The sequence below is a fragment of the Bradyrhizobium sp. CCGUVB4N genome (assembly GCF_024199945.1).
GTDB lineage: Bacteria > Pseudomonadota > Alphaproteobacteria > Rhizobiales > Xanthobacteraceae > Bradyrhizobium.
The window spans coordinates 8575001-8592963 of sequence record NZ_JANADP010000001.1 but is presented as its reverse complement, the minus strand read 5'-3'; the positions used below and the strand labels follow the sequence as shown (position 1 = coordinate 8592963).

The window sequence follows — 17963 nt, the reverse complement described above, 5'->3', positions numbered from 1 at the left end:
CCCTCGCGACAAACGCGGAACGCGTTTGCGCGGAGATCATGCTCAAACACAAGGCCTCACCAGAGGACGGCCATTGTCCGACGGTCTTCTGATCCTTCGGCTCGCGCACGTCGTCGCCCGGCTGGGCCTGGCGATGACGGGTGCGATCGGCGCCACATTCGTCGCCGCATTGCTGATGCGGGCGGAGCTGCCGGGGTTCGACACCGTCGAATTCACTGTCTTGCTGATCGTGCTCGGCATGATCGGCGCCTATCTCGGGATCGACATCCCGCGCTGGCCGCAGCTTGAGCCCGGGCCGGCGCAACGATCGCCCGCGATCGGCCTCGCCAGCGCGACCGGCACGTTCCTCGCCGCCGGAGCGGGCCTGCTCGCGCTCTATGCTTTCGTGTTCGACGAGACGTCCGATCCCGCCGGCAATCTGCTGTTCGGCGCCACCTGGATGCTGGGCGTATGCATGCAGATCGGCGCCGGTCTTGCCGGCCGGAGCCGTATCGCAGGGGTCAAGGACCGCGGCTAGCTAGGTTTCTTGTCGAGCTGCCCGTGCTGGCGGCCGAAGTCCGCAGCCGCCGAATCCTGGCCGATCTCGACGATGCCGCGGCGGATGGCGCGGGTGCGGGTGAAGTGATCGAACAGCGCTTCGCCATCACCGCGACGGATCGCACGGGTGAGCTTTGCGAGATCCTCGGTGAAGGTGCCGAGCATCTCCAGCACGGCGTCCTTGTTGGCAAGGAAGACGTCGCGCCACATCGTCGGGTCGGAGGCCGCGATGCGGGTGAAGTCGCGGAAGCCGCCGGCGGAGAACTTGATGACCTCCGATTCCGTCACCTGCTGCAGCTCGTCGGCGGTGCCGACGATCGTGTAGGCGATCAGATGCGGCAGATGGCTGGTGATCGCGAGCACGAGATCATGATGATCCGGCGTCATCACCTCGACCTTGGCACCCATCGCCGCCCAGAAGGCGCGCAAATGCGCGGTTGCGGCGGCGTCGGTGCCTTCCGGCGGCGTCAAAATGCACCAGCGGTTGATGAAGAGCTCGGCGAAACCGGAATCCGGGCCCGAATGCTCGGTGCCCGCCACCGGATGCGCCGGCACGAAATGGACGTGCTTCGGCAGATGCGGCGCCATGTCCTTGACGACAGCGCCCTTGACCGAGCCGACATCGGAGATGACGGCACCCGGCTTGAGATGCGCCGCAATCTCCTGTGCCACCGGCCCGCAGGCGCCGACGGGAATGCAGAGGATGACGAGATCGGCATCCTTCACGGCTTCCGCATTGGTCGCCACGACCTGGTCGACGATGCCGAGCTCGAGCACCCGCGCGCGCGTCTTCTCCGAGCGCGCGGTGGTGACGATCTCGCCAGCCAAGCCCTGAAGCTTGGCAGCACGCGCGATCGAGCCGCCGATCAGACCGAAGCCGATCAGCGCGACGCGCTGGAAGTGCGGGTCCACGCTCATTTGCCGGCCATGAAGTCGCGCAGGGCGTCGACGACGAGGCGATTGGCCTCCTCGGTGCCGATGGTCATGCGCAGCTGGTGGTGCAGGCCGTAGTTCTTCAACGCGCGCAGCACGAGGCCGCGCTTGGTGAGATAGGCATCGGCCGCGTCCGAGGTCTTGCCTTCCTGCGGGAAGTGGATCAGCACGAAATTGGCGACGCCCGGCGTCACCTTCAGTCCGAGCTTGGTGATCTCCTCGGTGAGCCAGTTGCGCCAGGTCTCGGTGAACTGCTTCGACATCGCCTGGTGCGCGGTGTCCTCGATCGCGGCGACCGCGGCATACATCGCCGGCGTCGACACGTTGAACGGGCCGCGGATGCGGTTGACGGCGTCGATGATGTGCTCGGGGCCGAACATCCAGCCGATGCGCAGGGCCGCGAGGCCGTGGATCTTGGAGAAGGTGTGCGTCACCACCGTATTTTCGGTGGTGGCGACGAGCTCGATCCCCATCTCGTAGTCATTGCGCGAGACATAGTCGCAATAGGCGGCGTCCAGCACCAGCAGCACGTGCGACGGCAGGCCGGCGCGCAGGCGCTTGACCTCGTCGAACGGGATATAGGTGCCGGTCGGGTTGTTGGGGTTGGCGAGCCAGACCAGCTTCGTCTTCGGCGTCACCGCCTTGAGGATGGCGTCGACGTCGCAGGTCAGGTTCTTCTCGGCCGCGACCACGTTCTTGGCGCCGACCGCCATCGTTGCGATCGGGTAGACCAGGAAGCCGTGCGTGGTCGAGATCGCCTCGTCGCCGTGGCTGAGATAGGTGTGGGCGAGCAGGTTGAGGATCTCGTCCGAGCCGGCGCCGCAGATGATGCGGTTCGGATCGAGCCCGAAAGAACGGCCGATCGCCTCGCGCAGCACGCGCGAGGTTCCTTCCGGGTAGTCCTCCAGATGGTCCGCGACATGCTTGAAGGCCTCGATTGCCTTGGGCGAGGGTCCGAACGGCGTCTCGTTGGCCGAGAGCTTGAACACCTTGCGGCCCGGCTCCGGCACCGGGGTCTTGCCGGGCGTGTAGGGCGCAATATCGAGAATGCCGGGATTCGGCACGGGGCGGGACATCTTCAACTCCGGATAGGCTTAGGCGGTACGCGATTTACGATTTCGGCCCGGTCGGGGGCACCGTATAGCGCGTTGCGTGGCTGCCGACGAGGGCCGTGGAGCGCACCGAGGCCCCTGCCTCGATCAGGGCAGCTCTGATTTTGTCGATGCTGGTGTCGCTCGTCACCGAGACCAGCAACGCTGCGCCGTCGAAGGCGGTATCGGGCACCGCCACGATATCGGCGAGCGGCGACAGCGCCCGCGCGACCTCGGCGTTCCACCCCGAGACGCGCACGCTGAAGGTCTCGACCTCCGTGACCACGGCGCTGTCGGCGACGCGCGAGATCGCGAATACGGGCAGCGCCGCCGGATGATCGGCGCGCTCGACGAAGGGCATGCGCGCAATGATCTTCGGCGCGCCATCAGCCTCCAACTCCAGCCACCACGGCGTGCGGCTCGATGTCGCCGAGACCAGCGCCAGGTCGCCCTTGGATTTCGCCACGGCCTCGACCGCCGCCTGTGCGCTGAAATGCGCGACGTAAGGCACCGTGAAGCCGAAATGGAAGCGCACGGAATCGCGCATCGCCGGCTCGCTCACCGAGATGTCGGCATGCACGGAGAACGGCGCCTGGACATAGGTGAAGGTCGAGATGATGACGCGCCAGATGCTCTCGACCGTGTCGAGCGGAAGGATGCCGCGATGGCGTTGCACGATGTCACGCATCATCGAGGCTTCGCGCGCCGGGCGGAACGCCGAGCCGACCTCCTGGGTCTGCTTCACCTGGATCAGGCGGTCGATGATGTCGCCGCGCTGCATCAGCAGGCGATGCATGCCCTCGTCGATCGCGTCGATCTCCTTGCGCAATTCCTGGAGAGATGGTGGCGCGGGCGGACGTTGGGACATATCTGCGAGTGCTGTTGTGAGAGGCGTTCCAATGCGGATCGGGCAAGCCGGATCCGCTGCGGTCGATGTCTTGATTAGGCAGTCAGGGCGACGAAAGCAAAGAGAAATGACGACCTGCCAGGGAGCCCGCAGAGAGGCCATTCTGGCTAATCCGGACCGTGACTTGACGAAAAGGGCCCAAGCCGGTAGGTTTTTGCCTGTTCCGTGGTCATTTGAGCCGGCCGGCTTGCAGCCACGTTAAAAAACTCGCTAAACAGGCCGGGGACGCTTTCGATCCCGGCCGAACCTATCGTTCAGGCCGGGTTTTTCATGGCCTGATTTCATCGCGGTCTCACGTTTGATCGCAAACGAGGTCGATGGTCAGAGATGGTTGGCGTCAAGTCTGTCCCCAGTCCCGCGATCAGTGCCGACGACCGGTCGCATGAAGTCGATCATCCGAGTTCGGAGGTCGCGCAGTTCGGCGCCGACCAGCCGCTGCGGCTCGATTGTGGCATCGATCTCACCCCGTTCCAGATCGCCTACAAGACCTATGGCGAACTCAACGCCGATCGCTCCAACGCCGTGCTGATCTGCCATGCGCTGACCGGTGATCAGCACGTCGCCAATGTGCATCCCGTCACCGGCAAATCCGGCTGGTGGGAGACGCTGGTCGGTCCCGGCCGTCCGCTCGATCCAAGCCGCTACTTCATCATCTGCTCCAACGTGATCGGCGGCTGCATGGGCTCGACCGGGCCCGCCTCGATCAATCCCGCTACCGGCAAGGTGTGGGGCCTGGATTTCCCCGTCATCACCATCCCCGACATGGTGCGCGCGCAGGCGATGCTGATCGACCGGCTCGGCATCGACACGCTGTTCGCCGTCGTCGGCGGCTCGATGGGCGGCATGCAGGTGCTGCAATGGACTGCGGCCTATCCCGAGCGCGTCTACTCGGCGCTGGCGATTGCCTGTTCGACGCGGCATTCGGCACAGAACATCGCCTTCCACGAGCTCGGCCGCCAGGCCGTGATGGCCGATCCCGACTGGCACAACGGCGCCTACGCCGATCAGGGCATCCATCCGCATCGCGGCCTCGCGGTCGCGCGCATGGCTGCGCACATCACCTATCTTTCGGACGCAGCACTGCATCGAAAATTCGGCCGACGCATGCAGGACCGCGAGCTGCCGACTTTCTCGTTCGATGCCGATTTCCAGGTCGAGTCCTATCTGCGCTACCAGGGCTCGTCCTTCGTCGAGCGCTTCGACGCCAACTCCTATCTCTATCTCACGCGCGCGATGGACTATTTCGACATCGCCGGCGACCATGGCGGCGTGCTGGCGAAAGCGTTCGCGGGAATCCAGACCCGTTTCTGCGTGGTCTCCTTCACCAGCGACTGGCTGTTCCCGACTTCGGAGTCGCGCGCGCTGGTGCACGCGTTGAATGCGTCGAGTGCGCGGGTGTCGTTTGCCGAGATCGAGACCGACCGCGGCCACGATGCCTTCCTGCTCGACGTGCCCGAATTCTTCGACATCTCCCGCGCCTTCCTGCAATCGGCAGGCAAGGCGCGCGGGCTCACCAGCAAGGACGGCTAGCGATGTCTGTACAGCAAGTGCTGCCGCTCAACGGTCTCACTGCGGAGCAGTCCGGCCCGTTTCGCGCCGACCATCTGCTGGTCGCCGAGATGGTCAAGCCGGGCTCGAAAGTGCTCGACGTCGGCTGCGGCGACGGCGATCTGCTTCAGTTGCTCGAGACCCGCGGCATTGACGGCCGTGGCATCGAGCTGTCGCGCGAGGGCGTCAACCGCTGCGTGGCAAAAGGCCTCGCGGTGGTGCAAGGCGATGCCGATACCGACCTCGTCAACTACCCCGATGACGCCTTCGACTACGTGATCCTGTCGCAGACGCTGCAGGCGACGCGGCAGCCCAAGGCCGTGCTGGAGAATTTGCTGCGCATCGGCCGTCGCGCCATCGTGTCGTTCCCGAATTTCGGCTTCTGGCGGATGCGCCTGCAGCTCCTGGTCGGCGGCCACATGCCGCGCACGGAGAATCTGCCGGCCAGCTGGTACGACACCGCCAACATCCATTTCTGCACCATCAAGGACTTCGTCGAGCTCTGCGACGCCATCGGCGTCAAGATGGAGCGCGCCGAGGCACTCGACCTCTACGGCCGCCCGCTGCGGCTGCGATTGCCCTGGTGGGTGTGGAATCTGTTCGGCGAGCAGGGCGTGTTCCTGCTGAGCCGCGGGCAGGGGAAGTGACGAGGAGCTGGCAGTCAGTGCGCCGCCAGCGACCTCGGATCGCGCACCGGCCATCTCCCGGCCTCCACCAGCGCCACGAACCGCTCCACGCTCGCGTTGAACAGCGCGGGCTCTTCGAGATTGAGCACGTGACCCGATTTCGGAAACATCGCGAGCCCCGCCGCCGGTAGATGCTTCTTCAGGAACAGGCTCGCCCCGACGCAAGGGTCATCCTCGTCGCCGCAGATGATCAGCGCCGGCGTGGCCACGGCCTTGATCGCATTCGTCATGGTATAGATCGAGGGACGGCCGCCCTGAAAGCCGCGCATCGTGTTCGCTGATCCCTTGGAATCGTGCCGCGCCAGCGCGGCGTAGAAATCGGCGTGGCCGCGCGGGTCCTTCACCAGGAAGGGAATCCGGCTCGGCGCCTCGCGCGTGACCTTTGCGACCTCGGCGGAGCCGAGTGTCTCGAATTGCTCGGCATTGGCGCGGCACTGCTTGCGCCAGTTATCCAGGTTCTCGAGCTCGGAGCCGGAGCCGACACCGGCGAGCGTCATCGACAGCGCGCGCTGCGGCGCGTTCAAGCCGATCTGCAGCGACGAGTAAGCACCCATCGAAAGACCGACGAGATGCGCGCGCTCGATCTTGAGATGGTCGAGCACCGCGAGCGCGTCGTTGTAGAAATGTTCGTAGCTGTAGACCTCGCCCGCCGGCACGTCAGATGGCGTGTAGCCGCGCGCGGAATAGGTGATGCAGCGGTGGCCGCGCGAGAAGTAACGCATCTGCGGCTCCCAATTGGTGTAGTCGGCCGCGAACTCGTGCAGAAAAATGATTGGCGTTCCCTGACCCGCTTCTTCGAAATAGATGCGGACGTCGTCCCTGGTCGTGGCGTGGGGCATTAACTGTTTCCCTCTCTTCAGGCCGTGACTTCAGGATTGCAGTTAATGCTGTTGTCCGCAATGAGGCAGCTTCACACCAGCACTGACGCAAGATCATCGCAGCTATTCGCCGTCCTCGGCGTCTTTTTCTCGCCACATCCGGCGGCTTAACGGCCAGACGGAGGTCGGTCACCGCACGGGCCGATTGGAAGTGGGGGTGTCAACGAAGGATGAGTAATGTTGGAGTTGTTTGCGTCTCGCCTGTCGCGCTGTGTTATCGCGCTGGCGATTTTCTTCGCGGCGGTTGCCGTGTTCGTTTCTCCGGCCTCAGCGCGGCCGCATTATCGTCATAGCGCAGAGCGGCACGCTTACGTGCATCACGCCAGACATCATCACTATCGCCATCATGCACGCAGCTCGCGCTTCGAGCGCGGCGCGGCGCAATTGCAGGCGAGCGGATTCGCCGACACCCAGGCCAGCTACAATCCGAATGCCAATGTCGGTGGCATGGCCAATAACGGCATGGCTGCAGGCGCCGGTGTTGGCGGCGGGTCCGGTCTCGTCTCCGAGGCGCGCCGCTACATTGGCGGCAACCCGACCGGTCGCGGCAGCCTGTGGTGCGCGCGCTTCATGAACATGGTGCTGCAGCACACCGGCCATCAGGGCACCGGCTCCGACATGGCGAGCTCGTTCGCGCATTACGGTACGCGCGTCTCCGGTCCGCAGGTCGGCGCCATCGCGGTGATGTCGCGTGGCCGCCGCGGCGGTCATGTCGGCATCATCACCGGCATCGACGCGCAGGGCAATCCGATCATGATCTCCGGCAACAACGGCAACCGCGTCCGCGAAGCTCCGATCTCGCGCGGCCGGATCTATGCGTATGTGATGCCGAATTGACGGAGTGACAGTGCCGTAGCGAGGGTGTCGTAGGGTGGGCAAAGGCGCGCACGCGCCGTGCCCACCACCTCTCTGAAGTCGGAAAGAACGTGGGCACGCTTCGCTTTGCCCACCCTACGGGACCGGTATCAGCTCACACGAGCTTCGGCTCTTCCACCGCGACAGCATCACCGACGCCGATCTCGCCGTCCGCCACCACCTCGGCATAGATGCCGCAATCCATGTGGCCGAGATTGCGCGACAGCGTCGGCGGTATCTCGAGATCGCGTATGGCGGTGTCGGGATCGACGTTGACGGCCGGGCAGCGCACGATGCGCTTGACCACCTTCAGCCGGGCCTGCCCGATCGCGAGCGTCTGGCCGACCAGCTCGAGTTCGGACCACGCCGGCCAGCCCGTCAGGTAGAGATTGCCGCGGAAGCGCAGCGGATTGACGGCGACACCGCCGAGCATGGTCTCGATGGCGCGAACGCTGTTGAGATTGATGATCGACACGACCTTGCGGGCGACGTCGGAAAAGCTGTGGTCCCGGCCGGACAGCACTTTTGGCGGCCCCTTCAGCTCCGGCTGGAAATTCTCCGTCAAGTAACCCTCGATGGCGGTGCGCCCCGCCGCGGTCTCGAGATCGCCGCTGGCGACGACCTGGCCGTCCTTGCGGATGGTGAGGCTGTTGGTGGCGTCCTCGAACCGGCTATCGAGGGACGCCAGCCGCTCATTGCGGGCCAGCATCAGGAACTGGATTTTCGGCTTCCAGGCGGGAGCTTCCGGATCGAACCCGCTCGGGCCGTTCTCGATGGCGTAGCGGCGGTCGGCGGGGAGGGTCTGGCCGGTTCGCAGGGGAACCCGGAGCAGGGATTCCGGCGTCAGGCCCTTGATCGGGTAGCGGTAGAGGCCGGTGATTTCGGCGGTCCGGCTGGCTGTCTTTGCGCTGAAGTTCATGGGCCTACTTATGGGGATTCGACCCGCCGCCGCCAAGCAGGCTGATCAGAGCACGAAATTGTGAACTCGCCTCTTCCGATCCGAGGGCACGCTTCCCACATCTGGGTCAGGCCGGCGCCAGCGTCGGCTGATAACGACCGCTGTTGGTTGAGGAACGTCAACGCAGCATGCGGAAACCCAATGAAGATGCCGTTTGGGGTGCCTTAGAGGGCCCCAGGGGCAGGCCGAGGGACAAAAAACACCATGAACATCGACAAATATACCGAACGCTCCAGGGGCTTCATCCAGTCCGCGCAGTCGCTTGCGGTGCGCGAGGGGCATCAGCAGTTTTCGACCCTGCACGTCCTGAAAGTGCTGCTGGACGACAATGAGGGGCTGGCTTCCGGCCTGATCGACCGCGCCGGCGGCAATTCCCGCGCAATTCTGAAGGCGACCGAGGACGCCCTCAACAAGGTGCCGAAGGTCTCGGGCGGCGGTGCCGGCCAGATCTATCTGGCGCCCGAGCTCGCGCGCACCTTCGACGCCGCCGAAAAGGCCGGCGAGAAGGCCGGCGACAGCTTTGTCACCGTCGAGCGGCTGCTGCTCGGGCTCACGCTGGAAAAGACCAGCGAGGCAGGCAGCATCCTCGCCAAGGGCGGCGTCACTCCGCAAAATCTCAACGCCGCGATCGAGGCGCTGCGCAAGGGCCGCACCGCGGACAGCGCGACCGCCGAGAATGCCTATGACGCGCTGAAGAAATATGCCCGCGACCTGACCCAGGCTGCGCGCGACGGCAAGCTCGACCCGGTCATCGGCCGCGACGAGGAGATCCGCCGCACCATCCAGGTGCTGTCGCGCCGGACCAAGAACAATCCCGTCCTGATCGGCGAGCCCGGCGTCGGCAAGACCGCGATCGCGGAAGGGCTCGCGCTGCGCATCGTCAATGGCGACGTGCCCGAGAGCCTGCAGGACAAGAAGCTGCTGTCGCTCGACCTGGGCGCGCTGATTGCGGGTGCAAAATACCGCGGTGAGTTCGAGGAGCGGCTGAAGGCCGTGCTCCAGGAAGTCACCGCGAGCGAGGGCACCTTCATCCTGTTCATCGACGAGATGCACACGTTGATCGGCGCGGGCAAGGGCGATGGCGCGATGGACGCCTCCAACCTGCTCAAGCCGGCGCTTGCGCGCGGCGAGCTGCACTGCATCGGCGCGACCACGCTCGACGAGTACCGCAAGCATGTTGAGAAGGATGCGGCGCTGGCGCGGCGCTTCCAGCCGATCTTCGTCAGCGAGCCCTCGGTCGAGGACACGATCTCGATCCTGCGCGGCTTGAAGGACAAGTACGAGCAGCACCATGGCGTGCGGATCACCGATTCCGCGCTCGTGGCGGCGACGACGCTGTCCAATCGCTACATCACCGACCGCTTCCTGCCCGACAAGGCCATCGACCTCATGGACGAGGCGGCCGCGCGGCTGAAGATGCAGGTCGATTCCAAGCCGGAAGAGCTGGATTCGCTCGACCGCGAGATCATCCGGCTCAAGATCGAGCAGGAGGCCCTCAAGAAGGAGAGCGATCTCGGCTCCAAGACCCGTCTGGAGTCGCTTCAGAAGGAGCTCGCCGAGCTCGAGGAGAAATCAGCGGCGCTCACCGCGCGCTGGAGCTCGGAAAAGAACAAGCTCTCCAACGCCCAGAAGCTGAAGTCGGAACTCGACGCCCTGCGCGTCGATCTGGCCGATGCGCAACGGCGCGGCGAATTCCAGAAGGCGGGTGAGCTGGCCTATGGCCGGATCCCGCAGCTGGAGAAGCAACTCGCCGACATCGAGGCGCGTGAAGGCTCCGGCGAGATGATGGAGGAGGCGGTGACCGCCAACCACATCGCGCAGGTGGTCTCGCGCTGGACCGGCGTGCCCGTCGACAAGATGCTGGAAGGCGAGAAGGAGAAGCTCCTGAAGATGGAGGAGCAGCTCGGACAGCGCGTCGTCGGCCAGGCCGAGGCCGTGCGTGCGGTCGCGACCGCCGTGCGCCGCTCGCGCGCGGGCCTGCAGGACCCGAACCGGCCGACCGGCTCGTTCATGTTCTTGGGCCCCACCGGCGTCGGCAAGACCGAGCTGACCAAGGCGCTCGCCGAGTACCTGTTCAACGACGAGACCGCGATGGTTCGCCTCGACATGTCCGAATACATGGAGAAGCATTCGGTCTCGCGGCTGATCGGCGCGCCTCCGGGCTATGTCGGTTACGACGAGGGCGGTGCGCTCACCGAAGCGGTGCGGCGCCGGCCTTATCAGGTCGTGCTGTTCGACGAGATCGAGAAAGCGCATCCGGACGTCTTCAACGTCCTGTTGCAGGTGCTCGATGACGGCCGCCTGACCGATGGCCAGGGCCGCACCGTCGATTTCCGCAACACGCTGATCATCATGACTTCGAACCTCGGCTCGGAGTTTTTGGTGAATCAACCCGAGGGCGAAGACACCTCTGCCGTGCGTGAGCAGGTGATGGGGATGGTGCGCGGACATTTCCGCCCCGAATTCCTGAACCGCGTCGACGAGATCATCCTGTTCCACCGCCTGCAGCGGAGCGAGATGGGACGGATCGTCGAGATCCAGTTCGCGCGGCTGCAGAAGCTGCTGACCGATCGCAAGATCGTGCTGACGCTCGACGCTGCGGGCCGCGATTGGCTCGCCGCCAAGGGCTGGGACCCCGCCTACGGGGCTCGGCCGCTCAAGCGGGTGGTGCAGCGCTATCTCCAGGATCCGCTGGCCGAGATGATCCTGGGCGGCGATGTCAGGGACGGAGATCATGTTGCGATCTCGTCGGCAGGCAACGTGCTGACCTTCAACGGGAAGGTGTCGCAGACCGCCGAGATCACGCAGTTCGAGGCGCCGACATCGAAGCGCAAGCTGAACTGATCATCGGCGCGCATAGCTAGATAAAATCGCCCCGGAAAGGTCATCCTTTCCGGGGCGATTTTTGTTCGCGTCGACCGGCCGGCCGAGGACCGCGCTATTTCTTCACGACCTTGTAGATCGCGTTCTCGATGTCGGAGCTGAAATAGATGACGCCGGAGGCGCCGACGGCGACGCCCGTCGGGATGTTGCTGGGCAGGCCGCCGGGCGCACCGGCCAGGCCGATCGGAAGATTGGCCGCGATCTCGGTGACCTTGCCGCTGTCGGGCGCGATCTCGATCAGGCGCTTGGCGCCGACCTCCGCCACGATCAATCTGCCGTCGCTCGCGCGCGCAATGCCTTCGGGCATTTTCAACTCCTTGGCGAGCACGGTTTTTTCGCCGTTCTTGTCGATCCTGGAGACGGTGCCGGCAAAGGCTTCGGTGACATAGACCTCGTCGCTGGAGCCACCGACGAGCCCGACCGGGCCCTCGAGACCTCCGATCACCGTGGTGCGATCCTTGCCATGCTCGCCGCTGACGCGGACCAGCGATTTGGTGCCGAGCTCGGCCACCAGGATAGTGCCGTCGCCCAGCACGATCGCGTCATGCGGCGCCTTGAAGCCGTGCATCATCTCGCGCGTGGCGCCGGTCTTGCCGTCGATCACCTGCACCGTGCCGGTGAACCAGCTCGACAGGATCACGTCGTTGCCCTTCGCGGTCGCGCTCATCGGATATTCGAGGGTGACGCCGTCGGCATGCATGCGCGCCTTCTCGGTGACCTCGCCGGTCGCCCCGTCCACCGTGCGATAAGCGAACACGTCGGCGACGTGAATCGTATCCTTGCCGTTGTCCGAGGTGACGCCGATGCCGCCGGGCAAAGCGAGCTTGCCGATGACGATCTGCTTCGCCTGGCCGGTCGTCGGATCGACCTCCTGGATGCCGTTGTCGGCCATGTTGGAGACGTAGATGCGGTCCTTGTCGTCGATCGCGAGATTATCCAGCGACGGCTTCAGTTGCGCGACCATGGTCTTGGCGCCGGACTTGGGATCGACCCGGACGAGCTGGCCCAGCGCAGTATCGACCACCCAGAGGTTGCCTTTGGAATCGAAGTTCACCGCGGCCGGGACCTTGAAGCCGTCGGCGACGACGGTCAGCTCGGCCTTGTCGACGTCGACCCTGGCGACCTGTCCCTTGAACCAGAGCGGACCGTAGAGCTTGTCGTCCGGACCGAACTCGAAGCCGTTGAGGCCGCCCATCTTCTCCATGATCTGACGGGGCGGTTTGACGCCCTCGACGTCGATCTCGTAGAGCGTGTCGCCGAGGAAAACGGTGGTGGCGTAGAGCCGGCCGTCCTTGCGGTAGGCGAGCGAGTTGATGCCGGGAAGGCCGCTGGCGAGCTTCTTGATCGGGCCGTCGCCCTTTTGCGAATAGAGATCGCCGGCCAGGAATCCGGTCCAGGCCATGGTGCCGTCGGGCGCGAATGCGATGTCGTCGGCCATTCCGATCGGTGAGGGAATCGCGATCTTGGCCGTGCCGCCCGCGATGTCGACCTCATAGAGGGCCGCGCCCGCGACGCTGCCGGCAAACAGATGGCCGGCCTTGTCGATACCGAGTCCGTGCACGCCGTGGAACGCCGAGCCCGGGACGAGCTTCGTGACCTCCCAGCTCTCCGCAAATGTGCTCGTGCTCGAGAAAATTGCAGCGATGAACGCTGCGCAGGCGAGCCTGTGCGTCATGGCGAGACCTCCCTTTTTTGGAAAGTATTCGCCCGTTGCACCGCTTTGGCAAACGAAACTTGAAATTGTAGCGCTGTGGGATGACGTCGCACCACGACGTCATGTCAGATCATTTTTTTGCAGAGACGTCCGGTCGATGACGACCGTTGATCCAATCAGCGGTTGCTGACCTGGAGCGGGCCGCCGGTGGCGTCCGACATGCGGGCGATGGCGCCGCCGCGGCCGCTCATCATGCCGTCGAGACGGTCGCGTTCCTTCTCGAAGCCCGCGAGCATCGGCCCTTCCAGCGAACGGCCGCGCGGCAGTTTCACGCGCATCGGATCGACGAAGCGGCCGTTGACCAGGATTTCGTAGTGAACGTGCGGGCCGGTCGACTGGCCGGTCGAGCCCACGAAGCCGATGACCTGGCCCTGCCGCACCTTCTTGCCGGGCTCCATGCCCTTGGCGAAAGCCGACATGTGGCCGTAAGCGGTCTCGTAGCCGTTGTTGTGCTTGATGCGGACGTACTTGCCGTAGCCGCCTTCGAGTTGGGCCTTTTCGATCACGCCGTTGCCGGCGGCGAAAATCGGCGTGCCGTAGGCGGTGGCCCAGTCGACGCCGGTGTGCATCTTCACATAGCCGAGGATCGGATGGCGGCGGCCGCCGAAGCCGGAGCGCATGATGGCGCTGTTGACGGGCTTGCGGACCAGGAACTTCTTCGCGCTCTTGCCGGTCTCGTCGTAGTAGTCGACGACGCCGTCGTCGGGGCTCTGGTAGCGGTAATATTTCTTGGTTTCGCCGCCGACCGTCAGCGATGCGAACAGCACCTCGCTCTTGTCGACCGCCGTCGAGCCCTCGTCTTCGCCGGCGTAGAACACGTCGAACGAGTCGCCCGGCGCGACCTTGCGCTGGAAATCGACGTCGTAGGAGTAGATCTTGATCATGTCGTCGATGACCGGCATCGGCACTTTGTTGCGCATCGCGGTCTCGTAGATGCTCTGGTAGAGCCGCACGCCGGTGCCGTCGTCATCGTCATCGTCTTCGCTGTTGGCGTTGGCCGTGGCGTCGGCGACGGTGTTCATGCTGGAAACGTCGACCGCGACGTATTTGCCGAGATCGGACAGCGCCGCGATCGCCTCGACCATGGTGTCGTTGGCGACGACGACGCGATAGGGCTGGAGCCTGGCGCCGGGGCTTGCGGGCGCCATCAGGATGCGAAGCTTTTCGCCGTCCTTCAGGCCGCCGTCGCGGCCGCGGGGCCCGAGGGTTGCGGCGATCGATTTGATTTCGTCGGGCGTGGCGCCGAGATCGCGCAGCACGGAGGAGACCGAGTCGCCCTTCTTGACGACGTGGACGCGCTCGCCGTTGGGATTGCCACCGGTGATCTGCTCTTTGGTCTTCGGCAGCAGCGTGACGTTTTCCGGCACCACGCGGGTCTCGAAGCCGGCATAGGGATCGGACGGCGACACTTCGGTGGCATAGGCCATCTTCATGTCGGACGGGCCGGTCGCGCCGGAGATGTCGGCGGTGGCATTGGCGAGCGAGGCGTAGCGAACCCCGCCATTGCCGCGCCAATTGGCGGCATCGCGCACCCGCATCAGGATGTCGTCGAGCGCCACCACGGCGGAAATCTTGGCCTTCGGCAGCACCGGCGAGAGATCCTTCGTGACGAAGGAGACCTCGGCGTCGGGCTCGACGGCCTCGGGATTGTTCGGATCGTCGGTTGCGGTCTTCGGATCGGAGCCGACGTCGGTGAGCAGACGCTGCGCGTTGAACGGCGGAATCTTCGCCGACAAATCGCTCGTCGTCATCGACAGATTGCCGGCGATCCGGACGAAGGGACGCACGCGCATCACGTCGCGGTTGCCGACGCGGGCGACCGTCGAGACGCGCACGATGTTACGCGAGGCGGTGGAATCGTTCGGCGGCGGCAGGCGGTCGCTCTTGTGCAGCGTGGCTGCACGATCGGCGGCACTGAACGCACCGCGCAGCGCGCCTTCGACCCGCTCCGGAACCTTGGCGAAGGTCATTTCGCCGTCCAGAGATGCGAAAACGGCGCCGCCGATCAGGGCTGCGCCGCAGAGTCCGGTCAGAATTGTACCGCTGAACCATTGCACCGAGACGCGACGGCGATCGATCACGGCGGCCTCGGAACCATCGACGGACAGCGGCGGCTCGTGGCCGAGATCGATGATCCCGGTTTCACGCCCGTAAGCGCCGCGTGACGTCCTCTGGTTCAACCCAAGTCCCCCAATCAACGACCCGAGACCCTTCGCTCCGTGCTGTTCTCTGGTCGCCCTCTTGCAGGGGCATCGCAGGAAAAGCCGCGCCGTACAGGTGTTCGCGCTCAGAAGGCCCCGATGCAGGGCCCGGCCGAAATTACGAACAGCTGGGCAGGTGAAGGTCTCTCGATGTCTTTCGAATGTCCGAAGAAGGCCGCGTCATCATCAGATCGCCTTCTCTGAACCCCATGAAAATCGCCGGCAGCCCCCACTGGCATTCCGCGATTCAAGCTTGTCTCATACCAGAACGCCGCGGGATTGTGGCTCTAGTACGGCGCCTAATATGGAAAAAGTTTCCTGAACGGCCGGGCGCCAGGGCCCCAGGCAGAGGGTCGCCCCAAGCCGCTTCCGGAGTCCCCACCCGGGTCCCTCCGGAGCCCCTTCCGAGCCCCTTCCGAGCCCCCTGGGACCCAAACTTTTTTTCAGATTTTTTGCCGGGCAGCGTCGCCTCGGCGAACCAGTGGCCTTCTAATTGACTGGAATCGCTGGATTATTTTCCGCAATCCACTGTGCGACGATTTGTTGACGATTGGCGTTGACAGCCCGGAAGGTGGGGCCTATAACCCCAACCACTGAGCGCGGCGCCGCCGGGTCACTGACCAAGGCGAGCGAACGCGCCACTGATGCTCCTCAACTTGTTGAGTGACACAACAGCCGACACAATCGGTTGGAGTCATTCGACGTCGGTAAGAGTGTCGGAACCCTTCCACTCTGGAAGGTTGGGGCCTCCTGGTCCCGGGCTGTTTGACAAGTGAAGATGAAGAAAGAGAAACGTGGACGGCGGAGTCCTTGCGCCTCTCGGACCACTTAAGAGCTTCGGCTTTTAAGTACTGAGAGAGGACGAAAGACTTCGGCGGTACACGTTTCAAAGGAAACACCATCGTTGTCCGCGATGTGAATCGCAGGCAGCAAGTCGATTTCGGTCGACAATGGTGGGACCTCGTCAAACGTTGTGATCAGCCGGTTCAAAGTTCAAGTCCAACTTGAGAGTTTGATCCTGGCTCAGAGCGAACGCTGGCGGCAGGCTTAACACATGCAAGTCGAGCGGGCGTAGCAATACGTCAGCGGCAGACGGGTGAGTAACGCGTGGGAACGTACCTTTTGGTTCGGAACAACACAGGGAAACTTGTGCTAATACCGGATAAGCCCTTACGGGGAAAGATTTATCGCCGAAAGATCGGCCCGCGTCTGATTAGCTAGTTGGTAGGGTAATGGCCTACCAAGGCGACGATCAGTAGCTGGTCTGAGAGGATGATCAGCCACATTGGGACTGAGACACGGCCCAAACTCCTACGGGAGGCAGCAGTGGGGAATATTGGACAATGGGGGCAACCCTGATCCAGCCATGCCGCGTGAGTGATGAAGGCCCTAGGGTTGTAAAGCTCTTTTGTGCGGGAAGATAATGACGGTACCGCAAGAATAAGCCCCGGCTAACTTCGTGCCAGCAGCCGCGGTAATACGAAGGGGGCTAGCGTTGCTCGGAATCACTGGGCGTAAAGGGTGCGTAGGCGGGTTTTTAAGTCAGGGGTGAAATCCTGGAGCTCAACTCCAGAACTGCCTTTGATACTGAAGATCTTGAGTCCGGGAGAGGTGAGTGGAACTGCGAGTGTAGAGGTGAAATTCGTAGATATTCGCAAGAACACCAGTGGCGAAGGCGGCTCACTGGCCCGGTACTGACGCTGAGGCACGAAAGCGTGGGGAGCAAACAGGATTAGATACCCTGGTAGTCCACGCCGTAAACGATGAATGCCAGCCGTTAGTGGGTTTACTCACTAGTGGCGCAGCTAACGCTTTAAGCATTCCGCCTGGGGAGTACGGTCGCAAGATTAAAACTCAAAGGAATTGACGGGGGCCCGCACAAGCGGTGGAGCATGTGGTTTAATTCGACGCAACGCGCAGAACCTTACCAGCCCTTGACATGTCCAGGACCGGTCGCAGAGATGTGACCTTCTCTTCGGAGCCTGGAACACAGGTGCTGCATGGCTGTCGTCAGCTCGTGTCGTGAGATGTTGGGTTAAGTCCCGCAACGAGCGCAACCCCCGTCCTTAGTTGCTACCATTTAGTTGAGCACTCTAAGGAGACTGCCGGTGATAAGCCGCGAGGAAGGTGGGGATGACGTCAAGTCCTCATGGCCCTTACGGGCTGGGCTACACACGTGCTACAATGGCGGTGACAATGGGATGCTAAGGGGTGACCCTTCGCAAATCTCAAAAAGCCGTCTCAGTTCGGATTGGGCTCTGCAACTCGAGCCCATGAAGTTGGAATCGCTAGTAATCGTGGATCAGCACGCCACGGTGAATACGTTCCCGGGCCTTGTACACACCGCCCGTCACACCATGGGAGTTGGTTTTACCTGAAGACGGTGCGCTAACCGCAAGGAGGCAGCCGGCCACGGTAGGGTCAGCGACTGGGGTGAAGTCGTAACAAGGTAGCCGTAGGGGAACCTGCGGCTGGATCACCTCCTTTCTAAGGATGATCCTTCAGCGAGCTTCGGCTCACTATCGGATCGTTTTAGAAACATCAGGGGCCAACAGATCGCCAGATCGTTGAGCTCCATTGGCGGGATTTCGCCGTCTACGTTTCTCTTTCTTCGCGGACGAACACGCGCTGGGCCTGCATGCGCAGGATCCCATGGTCCTTAACGGGATATGCGTTAGGGGCTTGTAGCTCAGTTGGTTAGAGCGCGCGCTTGATAAGCGTGAGGTCGGAAGTTCAAGTCTTCCCAGGCCCACCACACTCATCGAGTGAGCA

12 protein-coding genes, 1 tRNA gene, 1 rRNA gene and 1 riboswitch are annotated in these 17963 nt (G+C 63.7%); of the genes, 7 read left to right on the top strand and 7 right to left on the bottom strand.

Features of this window, described 5'->3' with window-relative positions:
- Positions 1–73 precede the first annotated feature (73 nt).
- Positions 74–517: a hypothetical protein gene (locus NLM31_RS40060; RefSeq protein ID WP_254195802.1), complete on the top strand. Its 444-nt coding sequence runs from the start codon at positions 74–76 to the stop codon at positions 515–517.
- Here the strand turns inward: NLM31_RS40060 and NLM31_RS40055 are convergent.
- From NLM31_RS40055 to NLM31_RS40045, 3 genes are read right to left on the bottom strand one after another with little or no spacing between them, the layout of a single operon-like run.
- Entirely contained in the window at positions 514–1455 is a 942-nt protein-coding gene (locus NLM31_RS40055; RefSeq protein ID WP_254134655.1) for a prephenate/arogenate dehydrogenase family protein, read from the bottom strand. The two genes, NLM31_RS40060 and NLM31_RS40055, sit on opposite strands and share 4 nt — an antisense overlap.
- Positions 1452–2546, bottom strand: coding sequence for a histidinol-phosphate transaminase (gene hisC, locus NLM31_RS40050; protein ID WP_254195801.1), 1095 nt, complete (start codon positions 2544–2546; stop codon positions 1452–1454). Before hisC ends, NLM31_RS40055 begins: the two co-directional genes overlap by 4 nt.
- A 34-nt stretch (positions 2547–2580) precedes the next feature.
- Positions 2581–3429, bottom strand: coding sequence for a chorismate mutase (locus tag NLM31_RS40045; protein WP_254134653.1), 849 nt, complete (start codon positions 3427–3429; stop codon positions 2581–2583).
- A 194-nt stretch (positions 3430–3623) separates the two neighbouring features.
- Positions 3624–3703, top strand: a riboswitch (SAM riboswitch).
- 92 nt (positions 3704–3795) lie between these two features.
- Here NLM31_RS40045 and NLM31_RS40040 point away from each other — a divergent pair.
- On the top strand, positions 3796–4998 hold the full coding sequence (locus tag NLM31_RS40040; protein WP_254134652.1) for a homoserine O-acetyltransferase: 1203 nt from the start codon (positions 3796–3798) through the stop codon (positions 4996–4998).
- 2 nt (positions 4999–5000) lie between these two features.
- Positions 5001–5663 carry a methionine biosynthesis protein MetW gene (gene metW, locus NLM31_RS40035; protein WP_254134651.1) on the top strand — a complete coding sequence of 221 codons (663 nt, stop codon included), beginning with the start codon at positions 5001–5003 and terminating at the stop codon, positions 5661–5663.
- 14 nt (positions 5664–5677) lie between these two features.
- On the opposite strand, the gene NLM31_RS40030 is transcribed toward metW, so the two are convergent.
- Entirely contained in the window at positions 5678–6541 is an 864-nt protein-coding gene (locus NLM31_RS40030) for an alpha/beta fold hydrolase (RefSeq protein ID WP_254134650.1), read from the bottom strand.
- Between the two features lie 216 nt (positions 6542–6757).
- Here NLM31_RS40030 and NLM31_RS40025 point away from each other — a divergent pair, with 216 nt between their 5' ends.
- Positions 6758–7417 carry a TIGR02594 family protein gene (locus NLM31_RS40025; protein ID WP_254134649.1) on the top strand — a complete coding sequence of 220 codons (660 nt, stop codon included), beginning with the start codon at positions 6758–6760 and terminating at the stop codon, positions 7415–7417.
- Positions 7418–7550: 133 nt separating this feature from the next.
- Here NLM31_RS40025 and NLM31_RS40020 read toward each other — a convergent pair whose 3' ends face one another.
- Complete coding sequence (locus NLM31_RS40020; protein WP_254134648.1) at positions 7551–8354, bottom strand: MOSC domain-containing protein; 804 nt, start codon at positions 8352–8354, stop codon at positions 7551–7553.
- Between the two features lie 243 nt (positions 8355–8597).
- On the opposite strand from NLM31_RS40020, the gene clpB reads away from it, so the two are divergent.
- Entirely contained in the window at positions 8598–11237 is a 2640-nt protein-coding gene (clpB, locus tag NLM31_RS40015; protein ID WP_254134647.1) for an ATP-dependent chaperone ClpB, read from the top strand.
- Positions 11238–11331: 94 nt separating this feature from the next.
- Here clpB and NLM31_RS40010 read toward each other — a convergent pair whose 3' ends face one another.
- Positions 11332–12951, bottom strand: coding sequence for a hypothetical protein (locus tag NLM31_RS40010; protein WP_254134646.1), 1620 nt, complete (start codon positions 12949–12951; stop codon positions 11332–11334).
- A 155-nt stretch (positions 12952–13106) separates the two neighbouring features.
- A complete protein-coding gene (locus tag NLM31_RS40005; protein ID WP_254134645.1) occupies positions 13107–15170 on the bottom strand; it encodes a M23 family metallopeptidase in 2064 nt (687 codons plus the stop codon).
- Positions 15171–16191: 1021 nt separating this feature from the next.
- Here NLM31_RS40005 and NLM31_RS40000 point away from each other — a divergent pair.
- Positions 16192–17678: ribosomal RNA gene (locus NLM31_RS40000) — 16S ribosomal RNA — on the top strand.
- 191 nt (positions 17679–17869) lie between these two features.
- Positions 17870–17946 (top strand) — tRNA-Ile (locus NLM31_RS39995).
- Positions 17947–17963 lie beyond the last annotated feature (17 nt).